We start from the raw sequence: 14864 nt of genomic DNA on the forward strand, positions 1-14864 counted from the left end.
CCAGAATCGATTATCCCAGCTTCCGGGAGAGCGCACCCATCGGCGTGAGCCACATCGCGATTTTGGCCAGCCCGGTGCCCACCCGTTGGACAGCGGTGACCCTGGGCGGGGGCTGGTGCGGGAACGCCGCGACGACCTGGCCGAGCTGGTCGTAGGGCAGATCCCCGACCAGTGTGTAGACGATCCCGTTGGACGACCACATGGCGTACGACGGCATGCCGTAGCGCTGGTAGACCCGGGCCCCGTTCGCTGTGGTGGTCTCGGTGTAACCCGCTACCGCGGCGGGGTCGAGCACGCCACGCTGCTCGAACAGCGAGACGTTGAACAGCCCGTCGGAGTACGAGAACTGCAGTGAATTCGTGGCGGTGTCCTGGTGGACGTCATACAGCTGCAGTGACGCGGGCAGCGCCGCCGAGCAGGTCCAGCCCTGCGAGCGCAGGCTGTCCACCTTGCTCATGCCGACCGCCTCCACCCCGCGCGGAGTCATCGGCGGCAGATGACTGAGGAACTCGGAGTCCTCGATCTGGAGCTCTGTGAATATCGTCGCGCGGACCAGCGTCTTGCCGTCCACGCTGAACAACTGCCGCTGCAACAGCAGCCCGGTCGCCTTGTCGACCCAGAAGCGCGCCGCCACCGTCTGGTTATCGCGCAGGGCCTCGATCAGTACCGCGGCCCGCCCGATCGTGTCCGTGCAGCACTTGTAGACCAGCTGGTACGTCGCCTCGAGCAGCGAGAGCGGTCCCCCGTCGACCGTCAGGCCCACTGTGTTGTCCGCCCGTTGCACGAACGCCTTGGCGCCGGGTGACCCACCCGAGCCGACCACGGTCACCTCGGAGCCCTGCGACGCCGCATGCACGATGTCGAGCATCGCGGAGCTTGCACCCTGCGGTCCCCAAGAGGTGATGATCTGGGTGCCGTGGTACGACACGCGGTCCGGTGCGGCCGCGGCACGCTCCAGCCAGCTGACCGCCGACGGCGAGTCCTCACGCGAGGCGTCCGGAGCCGCTACGACGGCTATCGCGGGCAGGGGCAGACCGAAGCCGATCAGAGCTGTGCTGACCAGAACGGCGAGCCGGGAGAGGCTCACTGGTCAGCGTCCTGTCAGGGCCACCGGCTGGAGCGTCGGGCTCAGCCCGGCGTATCCCGTCCCGTTGAAGGAGTTCAGCAGTGCGACCGGGTCCGTGTAGGGAGTCCCGTTCACGCCGGCGTGGTCCGCCGCGAGGCTGGCTACGGGCGGCTGCAGCACCGGCGGCTGCTCCTGCCGCGCCGGGTCGCCCAGGACGAACGCAGTACCGAGCAGTGAAGCGACGGCTGCCGCAGACCCTGCCGCGCCCAGTACGCCGGCACGCCGGCGTGCGCGGGTGGTTCGCGAGCCGGGGCCGGTGGCTCCGGTCCGTCCGGCGGGGAACGCGGACCGCTGCGGAAAGAGGGACACCGCCGGTGTCAGCACCGGCCGCACGTCCTCGCGCGGCTCCGTGGAGAACGACGGCACGCCCATCAGGCGCTGCATCAGGTCGAGGGACGGCTCGGGCGCCTCCATGGCCGTCAGGCGAGCCCTGAGCTTGCGCTGCGCCTCCACCTCGCCGCGGCAGGAGTCGCAACCGACCAGGTGACTCAGCACCTTGTCCCGGGAGTCGTGGTCCAGCTCGCCGTCGACAGCGGCGCTCAGCTTGTCAAGCGGATGCTGCAGAGTCACCGGTCATCACCTCCGGCGGGGAACAGCCCGTCGGCAGGCGGGCCACCTACGCGGGTCTGGCCGGAGCGCGGCGCGCGGTGCTCGAGGTGCTTGCGGAGCATCGAGCGGCCACGGTGGATCCGGCTACGCACTGTGCCGAGCTTGACGTCCAGCACATCGGCGATCTCGTCGTACGTCATACCTTCGATGTCGCAGAGCACCACGGCCGCACGGAAATCCTCCGGCAGCGCGTCCAGCGCTCCTTGCACGTCGTGGTCGAACAGGTCGTGGTCGAGCTTCTCGGCCGGGCCCGTGCCCTTCGCGGGAAGGCGGTCGTGCGCGTCGTCGGGCAGCCCGTCGAAGCGGATCCGCTGCCGGCGGCGGGCGCCGTCCAGGAAGAGGTTGGTGGTGATCCTGTACAACCACCCCTCGAACGTGCCCGGCGTGTAGGACGACAGCGAGCGGAAGACCCGGACGAACACCTCTTGGGTCAGGTCCTCGGCATCGTGCTTGTTGCCGGTCAGGCGGTAGGCCAGCCGGTAGACGCGAGCGGAATGGGTCCGGACGATCTCGTCCCAGGACGGCAGCGCCTCGATCTCCTGGCTGATGAGGGCAGGCGCCACGGAGGTGTCGACCGGCTTCACGACGGCGCCTCCCTGGGTCCTCTCGACAACGAGCGTGACCACCATGGTGCCGTGTTCACCGTCCTCTGCACACGTCGGGGACACCCGGGTTGAACCCTGAGATGCCGGTACGACGAGACAACGCGGTGCGCTGACGGGAAGTTCCCCGCCTGAGTGGTCGCTCTCTTAGATGAAGACGTGCCGGAGGTCACAACGGTTCAGCGCTACTTTTCCTCGATGACGGCGATCGGGTCGCCGTCGCGGACGACCTCGCCCTCGGAGACCTTCATCTCCGTGATCGTGCCCGCCACTTCGGCGAGCACCGGGATCTCCATCTTCATCGACTCCAGGATGACGAGGGTGTCCTCCGGGCCCACCGTGTCCCCGGCCTTGGCGGTGACCTTCTGGACGTTCGCCACCAGCTCTGCGACCACGGTGTGACTCACATGCGCTCCTCTGCTCCTGGATCCTCGACTCGATCCTAGTCGGGCAGGATCACAGAGCGGGTAAGGCTACGCGGCTGATCGGGGTTGAGGCCGAGGGCGAGAGACTTCGCGACCGCGACCCGCTGGGCGATCACCAGGCTCGCCATCGGGTCGAGCTCCGCGTGGTGGACGATCGTCGCACCGGTGGCCCGCACGTCGTCGATCAGGCCGGCCGGCGGCTCGCCGAAGATCCACACGCCACGACCGGGCTGCGCGATGGCGATCGGTCCGTGCCGGTAGTCCATCGCCGGGTAGGCCTCGGTCCAGGCCGACGCCGCCTCCCGCTGCTTCAGCCCGGCCTCGTGCGCGAGCCCGACGGTCCACCGGGTGCCCACGTAGGTGACCTGCTCCAGCTTCGCCAGTTCGTCGACGTCGATCGTCAACGCCGTCTCGGCATCGGCTGCGGCCTGCTCCAAGTCCTGCCCGAGCGACGCTCGGAGCAGCGCCAGCGTGGTGGTGGCGAACCGCGTCTGTACTACGGACTGCTCGTCCGCGAAGTCCAGCATGATCGTCTGGTCGGCCAGTTCGGTGATCGGAGACCCCACGGTCCCGGTGATCGCGACGGTCGGGAGCTTCGTGTTCCGGATCAGGTCCAGGATCTCGGTGGTGGTGCCCGAGCGGCTGATCACCACGATGGCGTCGTACTCGCGGCCCGCCGGGAACTCCGACCCGGCGAACGCATCGGTCAGACCCTGGCCGAGGTCCTCGCGCAGCGCGGCGTACGCCATCGCGATGAACCAGGAGGTGCCGCAGCCGACGGCTGCAACCCGTTGACCAGCTTCGGGCAATGCGCCACCGTACTGCGCGAAACGAGCCGAGACCTGCCGCCAGAGTTCCGGCTGAGTAGCGATCTCAGTGCTCACGAAAGGCGTAGCGGTCATGTCGTCTCCGGACTTGTAATGGTCGGAACTGCTCGAACGTGATCGAATGGTGCTGACCGGCAGCCGTCCGGCTGACCGATTGTGTAAAGGAGGAGCCCCGGGTGAAGCGTTATGAACGGCTGAACACGTTGCTCGAGGCGCTCGCGGAGAAGGGCGCCATCGACGTCGACGAGCTCGCCGAGCAGTTGCATGTGTCCGCTGCGACGATCCGCCGGGATCTCGACCACCTGGGCAAGCAGCAGCTCCTCACCCGGACCCGCGGCGGAGCGGTCGCCAACGCGGTGTCGTACGACCTGCCGCTGCGCTACAAGACTGCGCGTTTCGCTTCGGAGAAGCAGCGCATTGCGCAGGCCGCGGCCACCCTGGTCCGCCGCGGCATGGTGATCGGCATGAACGGCGGCACCACGATCTCCGAGGTGGCGCGCACACTGGCGACCCGGCCGGAGCTGTCCGCCGAGCACGGCGAGCCCGCCTTCACCCTCGTCACCAACGCCCTGAACATCGCCAACGAACTGATCGTCCGCCCGCACGTCAAGATGGTGCTCACCGGGGGCGTCGCCCGGCCACAGTCCTACGAGATGATCGGTCCGCTGTCGCACCGGATCCTGGTCGACCTGTCCCTGGACATCGCCTTCCTCGGGGTCGACGGGATCGACGAGACCGGCGCCACCGCCCACCACGAGGGCGAGGCGAACATCAACCAGCTGATCGTCAGCCGCGCCGCCAAGGTGGTCGTGGTGGCCGATTCGTCCAAGCTCGGCCAGCGCGCCTTCGCCCGGATCTGCGAGCTGAGCGAGATCGACACCCTCGTCACCGACGCCCAGGCCGACGAGTCCCAGCTGGCGGTCTTCAAGGAAGCCGGCATCGACGTCATCCGTTCCTGACACCCCCGCACCTCCTCCACTCGGCCCGTCGTACGGGTGATCTTTGACCCGTCAACACGATCATATCTGCTCAGGCGCCGAAGTTACGAGCAGGAGTGCGCAGCCTTAGCGCGTGCGACACCGAATCGGCGCCCGCAGACGCTAGGCTTCGGTCAGCAGCGATACCGATCAGGGAGGGCATCATCGCCACGGGCATCGACCCCACGTCCTGGGCCTACGCCGAGGACTACACCGGTGAGGACGAGGTCGTCACCGGTGCGAGGGCACGCGCCGACGAGAGCGGTGTGTCGCCGATCGGCCCCGGCGCGGCCTCCGCGCTGAGGATGCTCGCGGCCGCGGCGGGTGCGAAGGCGGTCGTCGAGATCGGCACCGGCACAGGCGTGTCCGGCCTGGCCCTGCTCCGCGGCATGCGGTCCGACGGCACCCTGACCACGGTCGACATCGACGCCGAGAACCAGCGTCTGGCCCGCAAGACCTTCCTGGACGCCGGCGTCCCCTCGCAGCGGTTCCGCCTGATCGCCGGCTCGGCCCTCGACGTGGTCACCCGGCTCACGGACGGCCACTACGACCTGGTCTTCTGCGATGCCGACAAACGCGAATACACGGCCTACCTGCACGAGGCCCTCCGCCTCCTCCGCCCCGGCGGCGTGGTCGCGTTCGACAACGCCCTCTGGGAGGGCCGCGTGGCAGACCCGTCACACCGCGACCCCGACACCAACGCGATCCGGGACCTCATCCGCGCCATCCGGGACGACGACCACCTGGTCTCCGCCCTCCTCCCGGTCGGCGACGGCCTGCTAGCCGCGGTCAAACGCCCCACTTCTTGACCCTCGGCCAGGAACGTCTAGTTACCTTGCGTGACTCTCCGTCGCGAAATCTGCATGTCGTAGCGCGAAAACATGCTAAGGAAATCAATAAACCTACTAATATTGCTCTGCGTTAGCACCATTGTTGGTTCCCTTGGGAGGTTCGACGTGCGCTCCTTCGCCGATCTCGATCGGTTGATCGGCCATGTTCCGGCCGAGGTGGTCATGCGCCTGCGTGCCATTGACACGGGACGCGGCAGCGAGGCTCTGTATCGCAATCAACTACCCGCGTTACTGACCGAACTCGCCAATCGAGCCCGTATCCAGAGCATCACGGCCTCCTCAGCGATCGAGGGCGTTGTCGTACCGGATGCGCGACGGGCTGAGCGCATCATCGACGGAAGTGCCGGGGCGCTGCGCAACCGCAGCGAGCAGGAACTAGCGGGTTACCGAAAGGCGCTCGACTACTTGTTCCAAGAAGACTGGCACCCGCTCAATGTCGGGCTACTCCTGCACTTACATCGTCTTCTCTGGTCGGAAACCGCCCTCGACGGGGGCCGTCTGAAGACCGACGACAACCTGGTCGTCGACCGCTCACCCGATGGGATCACCACGGTCAGGTTCACTCCCGTCGCCGCGGCGAAGACTGAGGTGTATCTCTCAGACCTAGTCGATCGCTACCTGGAGGCCCAGCGCGAGGGCAGGCATCACCCGGTCCTCGTGGTCGCTCTCGCGATCTTGGACCTTCTTGTCATCCATCCGTTCGCGGACGGCAACGGGAGGGTGGCCCGGGCCCTGACCAATGCTCTCCTGGTGGACGCCGGCTATGAGGTCTGTCGTTGGGTGTCGATGGAGCAGTTGATTGCCGAATCCGCGGATGGCTACTACGACGCGCTGCTCCGGTCGACAGACGATTGGCACGACGATGCCGCAGACCCCTGGCCATGGTTGTCGTACTTCGTGGGCGTGCTGGCGTCGGCGTACGAGACCTTCGCTCGGCGGGCCGCAGCTAACCGCTCAGGCGGCACCAAGCAGGAGCGGGTCAGAACTCATATTCTCAAACACGCTGGGCCCGTGTTCCGGCTGGCCGAGGTACGGGCAGCGCTACCGGGTGTCAGCGATCAGACGATCCGTTTGGTGCTGGAACAACTCAAGGCAGAGCAGTTGGTCAGTCCGGAAGGAGCAGGCAGAGGAGCAGTCTGGCGCAGGAGCCCGACGCCCTAGCTGCCGAGTAGCCGGTTGAGGCGGGTTATCGCGGTGGTTATCGGCGCGGCGCCTGGCGGCCCGCACCCGCTGCCAGCGCGGCGGCAATGGTCAGCGAGGCGCCGAGGTACAGCCACAGCGTCGGCCGGTGCCCGTGAGGGATGACGGCATCGATGACAAGACCGCCGGTGATCTGTCCGCCGAGTGCGGTCAGACCGGTACGCAGCACGCCGAGCGACTGCACGGAGACCATGTTGGCGCCGGTCACGATCAGCGCCAGGAACCCGCCCAGGTAGAGCCACCACCCGGACGGCCAGCCACCGAACCGCAGGTTGCCGGTGAGCTGGAAAGCGACCAACGCGACCACGAGTGCACCGGTGCCGATGACAGCGTTCACCAGCGACGCCGAGCCGACGTTGGACGCCGTCGCGGTGATCCGGCCGTTGAGCGCCACCTGAAGCGGGCGGCACAATCCGAGCGCGAGCACGAACAACAGCGTTCCCACGGCGAGGTGGCCGATCGGCCTACCGAACTGCGCCACGGTGACCGCACCTACAGCGACCAGGGCGCTGACCATCCGGACAGCTGTCACCGGTACCCGGCCCATCGGTCCGAGTCCAACCCGATCGGTCACGACGCCGGAGACCGAGGCGCCACTGACCTGGACCACCGTGAAGAGCGCGACGCCGAGGACGGGCGCGGCGAGCGCCGTACCGGCGACTGTCATCGCTCCCAGCGCACCGCCGAGATACTGCCACCACGGCAGCCGGGCGGCAGCCACCCTCCACAGCCCCATGCGCACGGCCGGCAGCGTCAGCGTGGCCAGGAGCACCACCGTCGCCAACCCATTGCTGACCAATGCCGCCGTGACGGGCGACCCGATCGTGTCGCCGAGTCGCCCGTTGACCAGAGCCTGCGCGGCCGAGCACGCCCCACCGAGCAATGACACCGCTATCGCCAGTGGCGCCGGCAGGGATAGGCGCTGTCGGGGTGCTGCGGCAAGCTTGTCAGTCGATGTCACCAAGCAACTCACTGATCGTGTAGGGCCGGTTGTCTCTGACCGAACGCCACAGCGCCTCGCCGATCGCAACGGCGTACGCGCCCTGACGCGAGTCGGCCGCCATCGACAGCCGCTGGGTCTCCTCGGTCGCCCCGACGAACAACTCACGGCGGATGAGCGGATCCGCGCCGCCGTGGGTTCCCGGGGAGTTGGCGGCGTCGTGCACCTGACGAGGTCCGAACATCGGGTAGTAGGTCACCGTCTGGCTGTCCGCAGGCGGCTGCTCGTGCTCGTCGTACAGGTACATCGGCTTGTCTGCGGGGTACTGCGCGGCGTACGGCAGGTCGTGGGCGCCGGTGCGAGGGCTGAGGTGATCATCCTCGGGGATGTCGCAGGCGCCCAACCAGCGCTGGAAGTACTGGCACCGCTCCCGTTGCTCCGCGACGGAGTACTCGACCCCGTCGCGTTTCGACGGGTTGTGCGGGCTCTCGGACCCGTAGTAGTTCCGGGCGCCATAGCCGAAGACATGCTCCGGTACGTCGTCGAGCCACCAGTTGATCAGGTCGAAGTGGTGAGTGCCCTTGTGGACGGAGAGCCCACCGGAGTACTCACGCTGCCAGTGCCGGGCCGGGTAGCGGAAGTTGTGCGCGACCCGGATCGACGCAGGGCTCTCCTGCTCGGCCCGCACCATCGCCCGCACCTGCTCGCAGGTGGCCGACATCGGCTTCTCGGTGATCACGTCGATGCCGTGCCGCAGCGCCCGCACGGTGTAGTCGGCGTGGGTATGGTCCGGCGACGCCACGAGCACGACGTCCGGTCGCGTCTCGCGCACCATGCGGTCGAAGTCGTCCGGCCGATAGAAGGGAACCGGTGCGGCAGCAACCCGCTCGTTGAAGCTCGCCACCCGCTCCTCGTCGATATCGAGAATGGCGACCAGCTCCCCGTGGGCCGACAGGTCGCTCTCGGCGGAGTTGCCCAGCAACGGCAGGGCGAACAGCGAGAGACCCCGATTGCTCAGGCCACACAGGGCATACCGCCGGCGCTGTCCGGTGCCGGCCGTTTGGTCGACCGCATCCAACGTCTCGACGCTCATCACACCGCTCCCAGGTGAGTTGTGAAGAACTCGAGTGACTTTCGTCCTTGGTGCCAGCCATGACCGCTGGGAGCCAGCTCGAGGACGAGCTGCTTCTCGGCACCGGCCGCGGCATAGATCTCCTGCAGTCGCCGATGGCAGGCCAGCGCCGACTCCACCCGGAAGCCGTCGTCGTACACGCCGATGTCGACCAGCAGCGGCCTCGGCAGCAACAGTCCTTGCAGGTCGGGTACATCGACCAGGGTGAACAGCCCCGGCGTGACCTGTGATCCGCAGTAGTTCGTATCGCGGTAGCCGAAGTCCGGAAACACGTCGCTGTAGCTGATGATCTCGACCGCGCGGAGCCGATCGTCCACCAGCGCGGTCCACAGCGCCAACGTTCCGCCGTACGACTCCCCCATCACCCCGAGGTGATCGGCGTCGACGAACGGCAACGTGCTGACGAAGTCGACCAGCGCCCTACCGTGGCTGACATTCATGCCCAGTGAGGTCAACCCGAGCATGGTGGCGTGCAGGTAGAAGACGTCGCACAGATCCCGGCGGGACGCGATGTCGCGATGGTGTGGCTTCCTCCGGTCATCCAGGTCGCCCTCGCCCATCCAGTCGATCGCGAAGGTGATGAAACCGGCTTGGGCCATCCGCTCGCCGTAGTTGCTGCCCTGCTTGTCGATCGCGGTGCGCAACTCCGCGCTGGAGCCGTTACCCATCACCGGCTCCTTGCCGAACCCGCCGTGCCCGGCCCAGCAAAGAATGCCCGGCCTGCGCTCGCCGGGAGCCAGCCCGGCCGGTCGATGGACGTACGCCACCGCCGACAGACCGTCCTGCACATCGATCAGCCACCGCTGCCTGAGCAGTCCGCCCTCTTCCCACTCGGCGATCAACTCCGGGCGGGGATCCACCGACGGCGGCAGCTCACCCAAGGTGGCCAGCACGTCCGGCTTGGCTGCCGCCTGCCACGCAGTCACCTCACCCCCGTCGAAACGATGGCGTGGCAAGTTCCGGCGCGCCATGGAGAGGAACAGTTCGTAGGGGCTGGTGTTTCTCTCGGCGTAGCCGGTCATCTCAGTTCTCCAACAGTGATGCTGATTCGGCGTCCAGGAACAGCACGGCGTTCGGGTGCTCCCGCAAGCGGCGTCAGCCGGTGAATCTCGTCAGCTCAGCGGTCACCCCGTGGTAGGCGTCTGTGAGCGGATCGATCACCTCGTAGTGCCCGGCGCCGTCCACGCGGGTCAGTCGGGCCGTCGGGTGCGCCGACAGATACGACTCCGACACCGAGATCGGAACCCGCTTGTCCATCGTCCCGTGCACGATCGCCACCGGCGCGATCGGCGCCGGCAGGTGCACCGGATCGAGGTCGTTGCGCACGCCGCTGCCGATGAAGTCCTGGACCGCGCCGTCGTCCAGGCCGAGGCGATCCGCCATCAGCAGGTCAGCGACCGGAGCCAACGCCACGGTGCCGCGCAGGCGGACCGGGTTCAGCGTCGCGGCGGCCCACAACGCGAGCTGGCCGCCGGCGGAATGCCCCATCAGCACATATCCGGCGTGCACGTCCACGTAGTCAGGCAGCTGACCCAGCGCGGTACGGATGTCGGCGGTGGTCATGTCAGGCTGACCCGGCTCGCGCCTGTACTCGATGGACACCACCGGCCATCCCTCATCGGCCAGCGCCGCAGCCAGCGGCCGCACGTGCGTCCGGTCGTACTCCGGCCGCCAGAACCCGCCGTGGATGAACACCACGAGCGGCCGGTATTCCTTGGCATGCCAGACGTCGATCACCTGGTCCGCGTGCCCGCCGTACCGGAGTTCCTCGTCCGGCTCCCGTGCCTCGCGGCTCAGAACAGAGCGGTCCTCACTCATCAGACCTCCCTAGGAGACGCAGAGCGTTTGCGGACAGCAACTTTTGTCGCTGGCGCGCAGAGAGGAAGTCGGCCTCGCGTACCACCTCCCCGACCGGCCTTTCGCCCAACGGGTAGGGATAGTCGCTGCCGACAACCACTTGGTCTTCCCCCAGAGTATCGACCAGCAGCCGCAGCGCCGATGGTTCGAAGACCACCGTGTCGACGAAGAACCGGTCGACATAGTGACTCGGCGGATACGCAGAGTTGCCTCGTACTACGTCGCCGCGCCGCTGCCAGGCGTTCTCCACCCGGCCCAGCCAGAAGGCGAAACTCCCACCACCGTGGGCGAAGCAGATCCGCAGCGACTCCGGCAGCTCGTCGAACGCCCCGCCCAGGATCATCGCGAGCAAGGACAGATGCGTCTCGGCGGGCATCCCGGTCAACCAGCGCGCCATCCATCGATCCAGCCGCGGCCCGCCCGGCATGTCCCACGGATGCACCAGCACCGGCGCGTCCACCTCGGCGCAATGTTTGAGAAAGGCAACGATCCCGGCGTCGTCGAGATCGCGGTCGCCGACATGGTTGCCGATCTCGACCCCGGCATGTCCGGCAGCCAGGCAACGATCCAGCTCGGCGCAAGCGGCGTCGGGATCCTGCAGCGGCACCTGGCAGAAGGGGATCAACCTGTTGTCCCCGGCAAGCGTCTCCAGGGTCAGGTCGTTGAAGATGCGCGCCACCTTCACGGCCTGGTCGGCCGGCCGGTCGTAGGCGAAGAACACCGGCGTCGGCGAGACCACCTGCAGGTCGATGCCGTCGGCATCCATATCCCCCCGTCGGACGGCCGGATCCCAGGTCTGCGGCCCGATCGGGCGGAACTCGGTCTCGCCGACCATGATCATCGCGGCCCGCTCCGAGTCGACCCGCAACCACGGCCAGTCCTGCCCGCCACAAGCAGCCGCCAGATCCGGCCAGCCCTTCGGAACCAGATGGGTGTGGACGTCGACGGCCTGCGCCACGCCTAGCCCTTGCCGGGGTGGAGGGTGCCGCAGTTGGGGCAGGTGCGGGCATCCTCGCTCTCGTAGAACGCCTTGAACACCGGTGGCAGGTCGGCCACGATGTCGTTCACCTGCAGCTCGACCTCGTGCACGATGCCGTTGCAGTTGGCGCAGTACCAGCGGAATTTCTCCAGCGTGCCCGGCTCCCGGACCCGCTCGATCACCAGGCCGATCGAGTCCGCGTCCCGCTGCGGCGAGTGCGGCATGCTGCGCGGGAGGACCCACAGTTCGCCCTCGCCGATGTCCACCCGGGCGGGGCCGTCGTCGGTCATCACATCGACGTGCATCGTGCCCTTGATCTGGTAGAAGAACTCCTCGTACGGGTCGACGTGGAAGTCCGTGCGCTGGTTCGGTCCGCCGACCACCATGGTGATGAAGTCATCACCGGTCGGGAACATCTGCTTGTTGCCGACCGGCGGCTTCAGCAGGTGCCTGTTCTGCTCGATCCACTCCGGGAAGTTCGTCGACTCCAGGTTGACCTCTGACATGCTGCGCTCACCTCTCCGTTGAAGTGCGCGAACCCTGTTGGCCAGCCGGAAGGGCCGCGACGCCTTGAATCTCGATCAGCAGCTGGGGATGCGGCAGCTGATGTACTGCGACTGTGGTGCGGGCCGGCCCGGTCTCGTCGAAGAACTCCGCGTACACCTCGTTGTACCCGCCGAAGTCGTTCATCGACACCAGGTAGGTGGTCACGCTGACCAGGTCCTCCAGCCCAGCCCCGACCGCGGCCAGGAGGTCCCGGAGGTTCTCGATCACCGCCCGCGTCTGCACCCGGATATCAAGCTCCACCGTTCCGAGCTCGTCCACCATGGCACCGGCGATCGTGTTGTCCGCCCGCCGACTCGACGTCCCCGACACAAAGGCGAACCCACCCGCCACCTTCAGATGCGGAAACCGCCCCCGCGGCACCGCCTTCTCCGCCACCACCTTCGCGTCACTCATGAGTTATCCACAGAACGGCAGATTTCACCGGCATCGGCGGTCGCAGAAACGTAGAATTCGCGACTATGCGGGTCGGGGTCTACATCGATGGTTACAACCTGTACTACGGGGGTCGGCATCAGCTGGGGAAGTCTCCCGGCTGGCGTTGGCTGGACATTCGCGCTCTGGCCGAGACGCTGATCTCGGAGCAACTCAGCTGGCCGCGGGCGGCCCTGAGTCGCATCGTGTACTGCTCCGCGCGGATTGACCAGGGCCTCAACCCCGCTGGCTTCATCGAGCAAGATGCCTACTTCAAAGCTTTGAGCACCACTGGAAGTGTCGACCACATCGAGTACGGGAAGTATGTGACCGGCATCCGGAACCGGCCGCTCGCAGTCAAAGGACCCAAGCCGGGCAGCAGTCCAACCATCGTGACATCGCAATGGCCCGTCATGGTTCAGTCGACCCTCGGATCGCCCCTGCCTGGTGCGGTCTTCATGGTGTCGACGCTGCATCAGGAGGAGAAGGGCACTGACGTCAACCTTGCTACTCTCCTCCTGACCGACATTTTCAACCAGGCTGTGGACGCGGTTGTGGTGGTCTCCAACGACTCCGATCTCAAGCTCCCCGTGCATACGGCCCGGCAACGAGTGTCGGTGGGTCATGTGAATCCTCGTGGCGGTTACTTCGCCGGTGACCTGACTGGGAATCCTGCGGACGGAGCCGGCGGGCACTGGTGGCGCAAGCTCACTCCGGCCGACTACCGCAACCACCAACTCCCCGATCCGGCAGGTCGCTACACCCGACCCATTGGCTGGTGAAGGTGCTGTAGACTTTCCGCATAATGCACCCGGTCCCTCGTGGGCCGGGTCTTTTTTGTGCCCGCTCATGACAGTTCCACGCAGACGTTGGTCAGTTCTGAGTAGAAGTGGAGGGAGTGGGTGCCGCCTTCGCGGCCGACGCCGGAGAGTTTCATGCCGCCGAAGGGGGTGCGGAGGTCGCGGAGGTACCAGGTGTTGATCCAGACGATGCCGACATCGAGGGCGGCGCCGGCGCGGTGGGCCCGGCCTACGTCGCGGGTCCAGACGGTCGCGGCCAGGCCGTAGCGGCTGTTGTTGGCCAGGGCGAACGCCTCCTCCTCGGTGTCGAAGGGGGCGACGTGGCAGATCGGCCCGAAGATCTCCTCGGTGTTGGTGCGCGCGTCCGCCGGCAGTCCGGTGATCACCGTCGGTTGCACATAGCAACCACCGTCGCGAGCGTCGCCGAAGGACGGTACGCCGCCGCCCGCGAGGAAGGTGGCACCCTCGGATCGAGCCAGGTCGTAGTACCCGAGGACCTTGTCGCGGTGCTGTTCAGAGATGAGCGGCATGTTCACTGTCGCCTCGTCCGAGGGCCATCCGTAGGTCAGTTCCTCAGCACGCGAAGCCAGCCGGGAGCAGAACTCGTCGAAGACGGGTCGCTGCACGTAGAGCCGCTCGGTGCACAGGCAGACCTGGCCGCCGTTGGTGAAGACCGAGCGGACGGAGCCCTCAACGGCCGCGTCGAGGTCCGCGTCGGCGAAGACCAGGCCGGCGTTCTTGCCGCCGAGCTCGAACGAGACGGCTTTCACCCCGTCCGCCGCGGCCTTGGCGATCGCGCTGCCGGTCGCGGACTCACCGGTGAAGGTGATCGCGTCGACGCCGGGATGCCTGGTCAGGAACTCCCCCGCCGACGACGGGCCGAAACCGTGCACGAGGTTGAAGACCCCCGCCGGTACACCGGCCGCAGCCATCACCTCGGCGAGAACCGTCGCCGAGGAAGGTGTCTCCTCGGAAGGCTTCACCACCACAGTGTTGCCGCAGGCAAGCGCCGGGGCCACCTTCCAGGTCAGCAGCAACAGCGGCAGGTTCCACGGCACGATGATCGCGACCACGCCGACCGGCTTGCGCACGGCGTAGTTCAGAGCCCGGCGGCCATCGGGCAACACAGTGGTGTACGACTCGGTGGCAGCCGTGGTCGCGAAGTCGGCGAAAGCGCGGAAGTTCGCGGCGCCACGCGGGATGTCGAGGGTGCGCGCTTGGCTGATCGATTTGCCGGTGTCGCCGACCTCGGCGGCGACCAAGTCGTCGAAGCGTCGCTCCAACTCGTCCGCGACCCGGCGTAGCACGACCGCCCGCTCCTGTTCGCTCATCCGTCCCCAGGGACCGTCGAGCGCCGCACGAGCCGCCGAAACCGCCGCGTCCACGACCGCGGCGTCCGCCTCGGCAACGTCGAAGATCTTGTCGCCTGTGACCGGGCTCAGCTTGGCGAAGGTGGAACCTCCGTCGACAAAGGCACCATCGACGAAATTGCGCAGCAACCCGGGGTCGCTGGGATCACCTGTCAGCAGTTCCGGCCGCCACAAGGTCGCCATACTCATCG

General features: G+C 67.2%; 17 protein-coding genes. 4 read left to right on the top strand and 13 right to left on the bottom strand.

Annotation, left to right across the window (positions count from 1 at the left end):
• Positions 1-10: 10 nt before the first annotated feature.
• From ABD210_RS07790 to ABD210_RS07810, 5 genes are all read right to left on the bottom strand, one after another.
• Entirely contained in the window at positions 11-1087 is a 1077-nt protein-coding gene (locus ABD210_RS07790; RefSeq protein WP_344110260.1) for a sigma-E factor regulatory protein RseB domain-containing protein, read from the bottom strand.
• 3 nt (positions 1088-1090) lie between these two features.
• Positions 1091-1696, bottom strand: coding sequence for an anti-sigma factor family protein (locus ABD210_RS07795; RefSeq protein WP_344110261.1), 606 nt, complete (start codon positions 1694-1696; stop codon positions 1091-1093).
• Positions 1693-2364 carry an RNA polymerase sigma factor SigE gene (sigE, locus tag ABD210_RS07800; RefSeq protein ID WP_344112015.1) on the bottom strand — a complete coding sequence of 224 codons (672 nt, stop codon included), beginning with the start codon at positions 2362-2364 and terminating at the stop codon, positions 1693-1695. Before sigE ends, ABD210_RS07795 begins: the two co-directional genes overlap by 4 nt.
• A gap of 158 nt (positions 2365-2522) precedes the next feature.
• Positions 2523-2744: a biotin/lipoyl-binding carrier protein gene (locus ABD210_RS07805; protein WP_112244158.1), complete on the bottom strand. Its 222-nt coding sequence runs from the start codon at positions 2742-2744 to the stop codon at positions 2523-2525.
• A gap of 35 nt (positions 2745-2779) precedes the next feature.
• The gene (locus ABD210_RS07810; RefSeq protein WP_344110263.1) at positions 2780-3664 is read right to left on the bottom strand and encodes an SIS domain-containing protein; all 885 of its coding nucleotides are present in this window, start codon (positions 3662-3664) and stop codon (positions 2780-2782) included.
• 101 nt (positions 3665-3765) lie between these two features.
• Here ABD210_RS07810 and ABD210_RS07815 point away from each other — a divergent pair, with 101 nt between their 5' ends.
• From ABD210_RS07815 to ABD210_RS07825, 3 genes are all read left to right on the top strand, one after another.
• Positions 3766-4548 (top strand): DeoR/GlpR family DNA-binding transcription regulator, encoded by a 783-nt coding sequence (locus ABD210_RS07815; protein ID WP_344110264.1) that lies wholly within the window; start codon positions 3766-3768, stop codon positions 4546-4548.
• 182 nt (positions 4549-4730) lie between these two features.
• A complete protein-coding gene (locus tag ABD210_RS07820) occupies positions 4731-5375 on the top strand; it encodes an O-methyltransferase (protein ID WP_425552665.1) in 645 nt (214 codons plus the stop codon).
• Positions 5376-5447: 72 nt separating this feature from the next.
• Positions 5448-6578, top strand: coding sequence for a Fic family protein (locus ABD210_RS07825; protein WP_344110266.1), 1131 nt, complete (start codon positions 5448-5450; stop codon positions 6576-6578).
• A 37-nt stretch (positions 6579-6615) separates the two neighbouring features.
• On the opposite strand, the gene ABD210_RS07830 is transcribed toward ABD210_RS07825, so the two are convergent.
• From ABD210_RS07830 to ABD210_RS07860, 7 genes are all read right to left on the bottom strand, one after another.
• Complete coding sequence (locus ABD210_RS07830) at positions 6616-7578, bottom strand: DMT family transporter (RefSeq protein ID WP_344110268.1); 963 nt, start codon at positions 7576-7578, stop codon at positions 6616-6618.
• The gene (locus tag ABD210_RS07835) at positions 7565-8650 is read right to left on the bottom strand and encodes a Gfo/Idh/MocA family oxidoreductase (RefSeq protein WP_344110269.1); all 1086 of its coding nucleotides are present in this window, start codon (positions 8648-8650) and stop codon (positions 7565-7567) included. The genes ABD210_RS07830 and ABD210_RS07835 overlap by 14 nt, the downstream gene beginning before the upstream one ends.
• A complete protein-coding gene (locus ABD210_RS07840) occupies positions 8650-9711 on the bottom strand; it encodes an alpha/beta hydrolase (RefSeq protein WP_486326945.1) in 1062 nt (353 codons plus the stop codon). The genes ABD210_RS07835 and ABD210_RS07840 overlap by 1 nt, the downstream gene beginning before the upstream one ends.
• A 73-nt stretch (positions 9712-9784) precedes the next feature.
• A complete protein-coding gene (locus ABD210_RS07845; protein WP_344110270.1) occupies positions 9785-10507 on the bottom strand; it encodes an alpha/beta hydrolase family protein in 723 nt (240 codons plus the stop codon).
• Positions 10500-11504, bottom strand: a complete 1005-nt coding sequence (locus ABD210_RS07850; protein ID WP_344110271.1) for an amidohydrolase family protein — start codon at positions 11502-11504, stop codon at positions 10500-10502. Before ABD210_RS07850 ends, ABD210_RS07845 begins: the two co-directional genes overlap by 8 nt.
• Before the next feature lie 2 nt (positions 11505-11506).
• Entirely contained in the window at positions 11507-12031 is a 525-nt protein-coding gene (locus ABD210_RS07855; protein WP_344110272.1) for a 3-hydroxyanthranilate 3,4-dioxygenase, read from the bottom strand.
• A gap of 7 nt (positions 12032-12038) precedes the next feature.
• A complete protein-coding gene (locus ABD210_RS07860) occupies positions 12039-12485 on the bottom strand; it encodes a RidA family protein (protein ID WP_344110273.1) in 447 nt (148 codons plus the stop codon).
• A 65-nt stretch (positions 12486-12550) separates the two neighbouring features.
• Between ABD210_RS07860 and ABD210_RS07865 the strand changes: the two genes are divergently transcribed.
• Complete coding sequence (locus tag ABD210_RS07865) at positions 12551-13285, top strand: NYN domain-containing protein (protein ID WP_344110275.1); 735 nt, start codon at positions 12551-12553, stop codon at positions 13283-13285.
• Positions 13286-13350: 65 nt separating this feature from the next.
• Here the strand turns inward: ABD210_RS07865 and ABD210_RS07870 are convergent, their stop codons facing one another.
• Positions 13351-14862, bottom strand: a complete 1512-nt coding sequence (locus tag ABD210_RS07870) for a 2-hydroxymuconic semialdehyde dehydrogenase (protein WP_344110276.1) — start codon at positions 14860-14862, stop codon at positions 13351-13353.
• Between the last annotated feature and the right edge of the window lie 2 nt (positions 14863-14864).

Origin of the sequence: Kribbella alba, from assembly GCF_039529635.1 — a bacterium.
GTDB classification, from domain to species: Bacteria; Actinomycetota; Actinomycetes; order Propionibacteriales; family Kribbellaceae; genus Kribbella; species Kribbella alba.

Excerpts from the sequence above, each read along its gene's own strand:
- sigE (WP_344112015.1), bottom strand. The coding sequence starts at position 2,364 with ATGGTGGTCACGCTCGTTGTCGAGAGGACCCAGGGAGGCGCCGTCGTG.
- ABD210_RS07865 (WP_344110275.1), top strand. The coding sequence starts at position 12,551 with ATGCGGGTCGGGGTCTACATCGATGGTTACAACCTGTACTACGGGGGT.
- ABD210_RS07845 (WP_344110270.1), bottom strand. The coding sequence starts at position 10,507 with ATGAGTGAGGACCGCTCTGTTCTGAGCCGCGAGGCACGGGAGCCGGAC.
- ABD210_RS07870 (WP_344110276.1), bottom strand. The coding sequence starts at position 14,862 with ATGAGTATGGCGACCTTGTGGCGGCCGGAACTGCTGACAGGTGATCCC.
- ABD210_RS07855 (WP_344110272.1), bottom strand. The coding sequence starts at position 12,031 with ATGTCAGAGGTCAACCTGGAGTCGACGAACTTCCCGGAGTGGATCGAG.
- ABD210_RS07810 (WP_344110263.1), bottom strand. The coding sequence starts at position 3,664 with ATGACCGCTACGCCTTTCGTGAGCACTGAGATCGCTACTCAGCCGGAA.
- ABD210_RS07825 (WP_344110266.1), top strand. The coding sequence starts at position 5,448 with ATGCTAAGGAAATCAATAAACCTACTAATATTGCTCTGCGTTAGCACC.
- ABD210_RS07860 (WP_344110273.1), bottom strand. The coding sequence starts at position 12,485 with ATGAGTGACGCGAAGGTGGTGGCGGAGAAGGCGGTGCCGCGGGGGCGG.
- ABD210_RS07835 (WP_344110269.1), bottom strand. The coding sequence starts at position 8,650 with ATGAGCGTCGAGACGTTGGATGCGGTCGACCAAACGGCCGGCACCGGA.
- ABD210_RS07840 (WP_486326945.1), bottom strand. The coding sequence starts at position 9,711 with ATGACCGGCTACGCCGAGAGAAACACCAGCCCCTACGAACTGTTCCTC.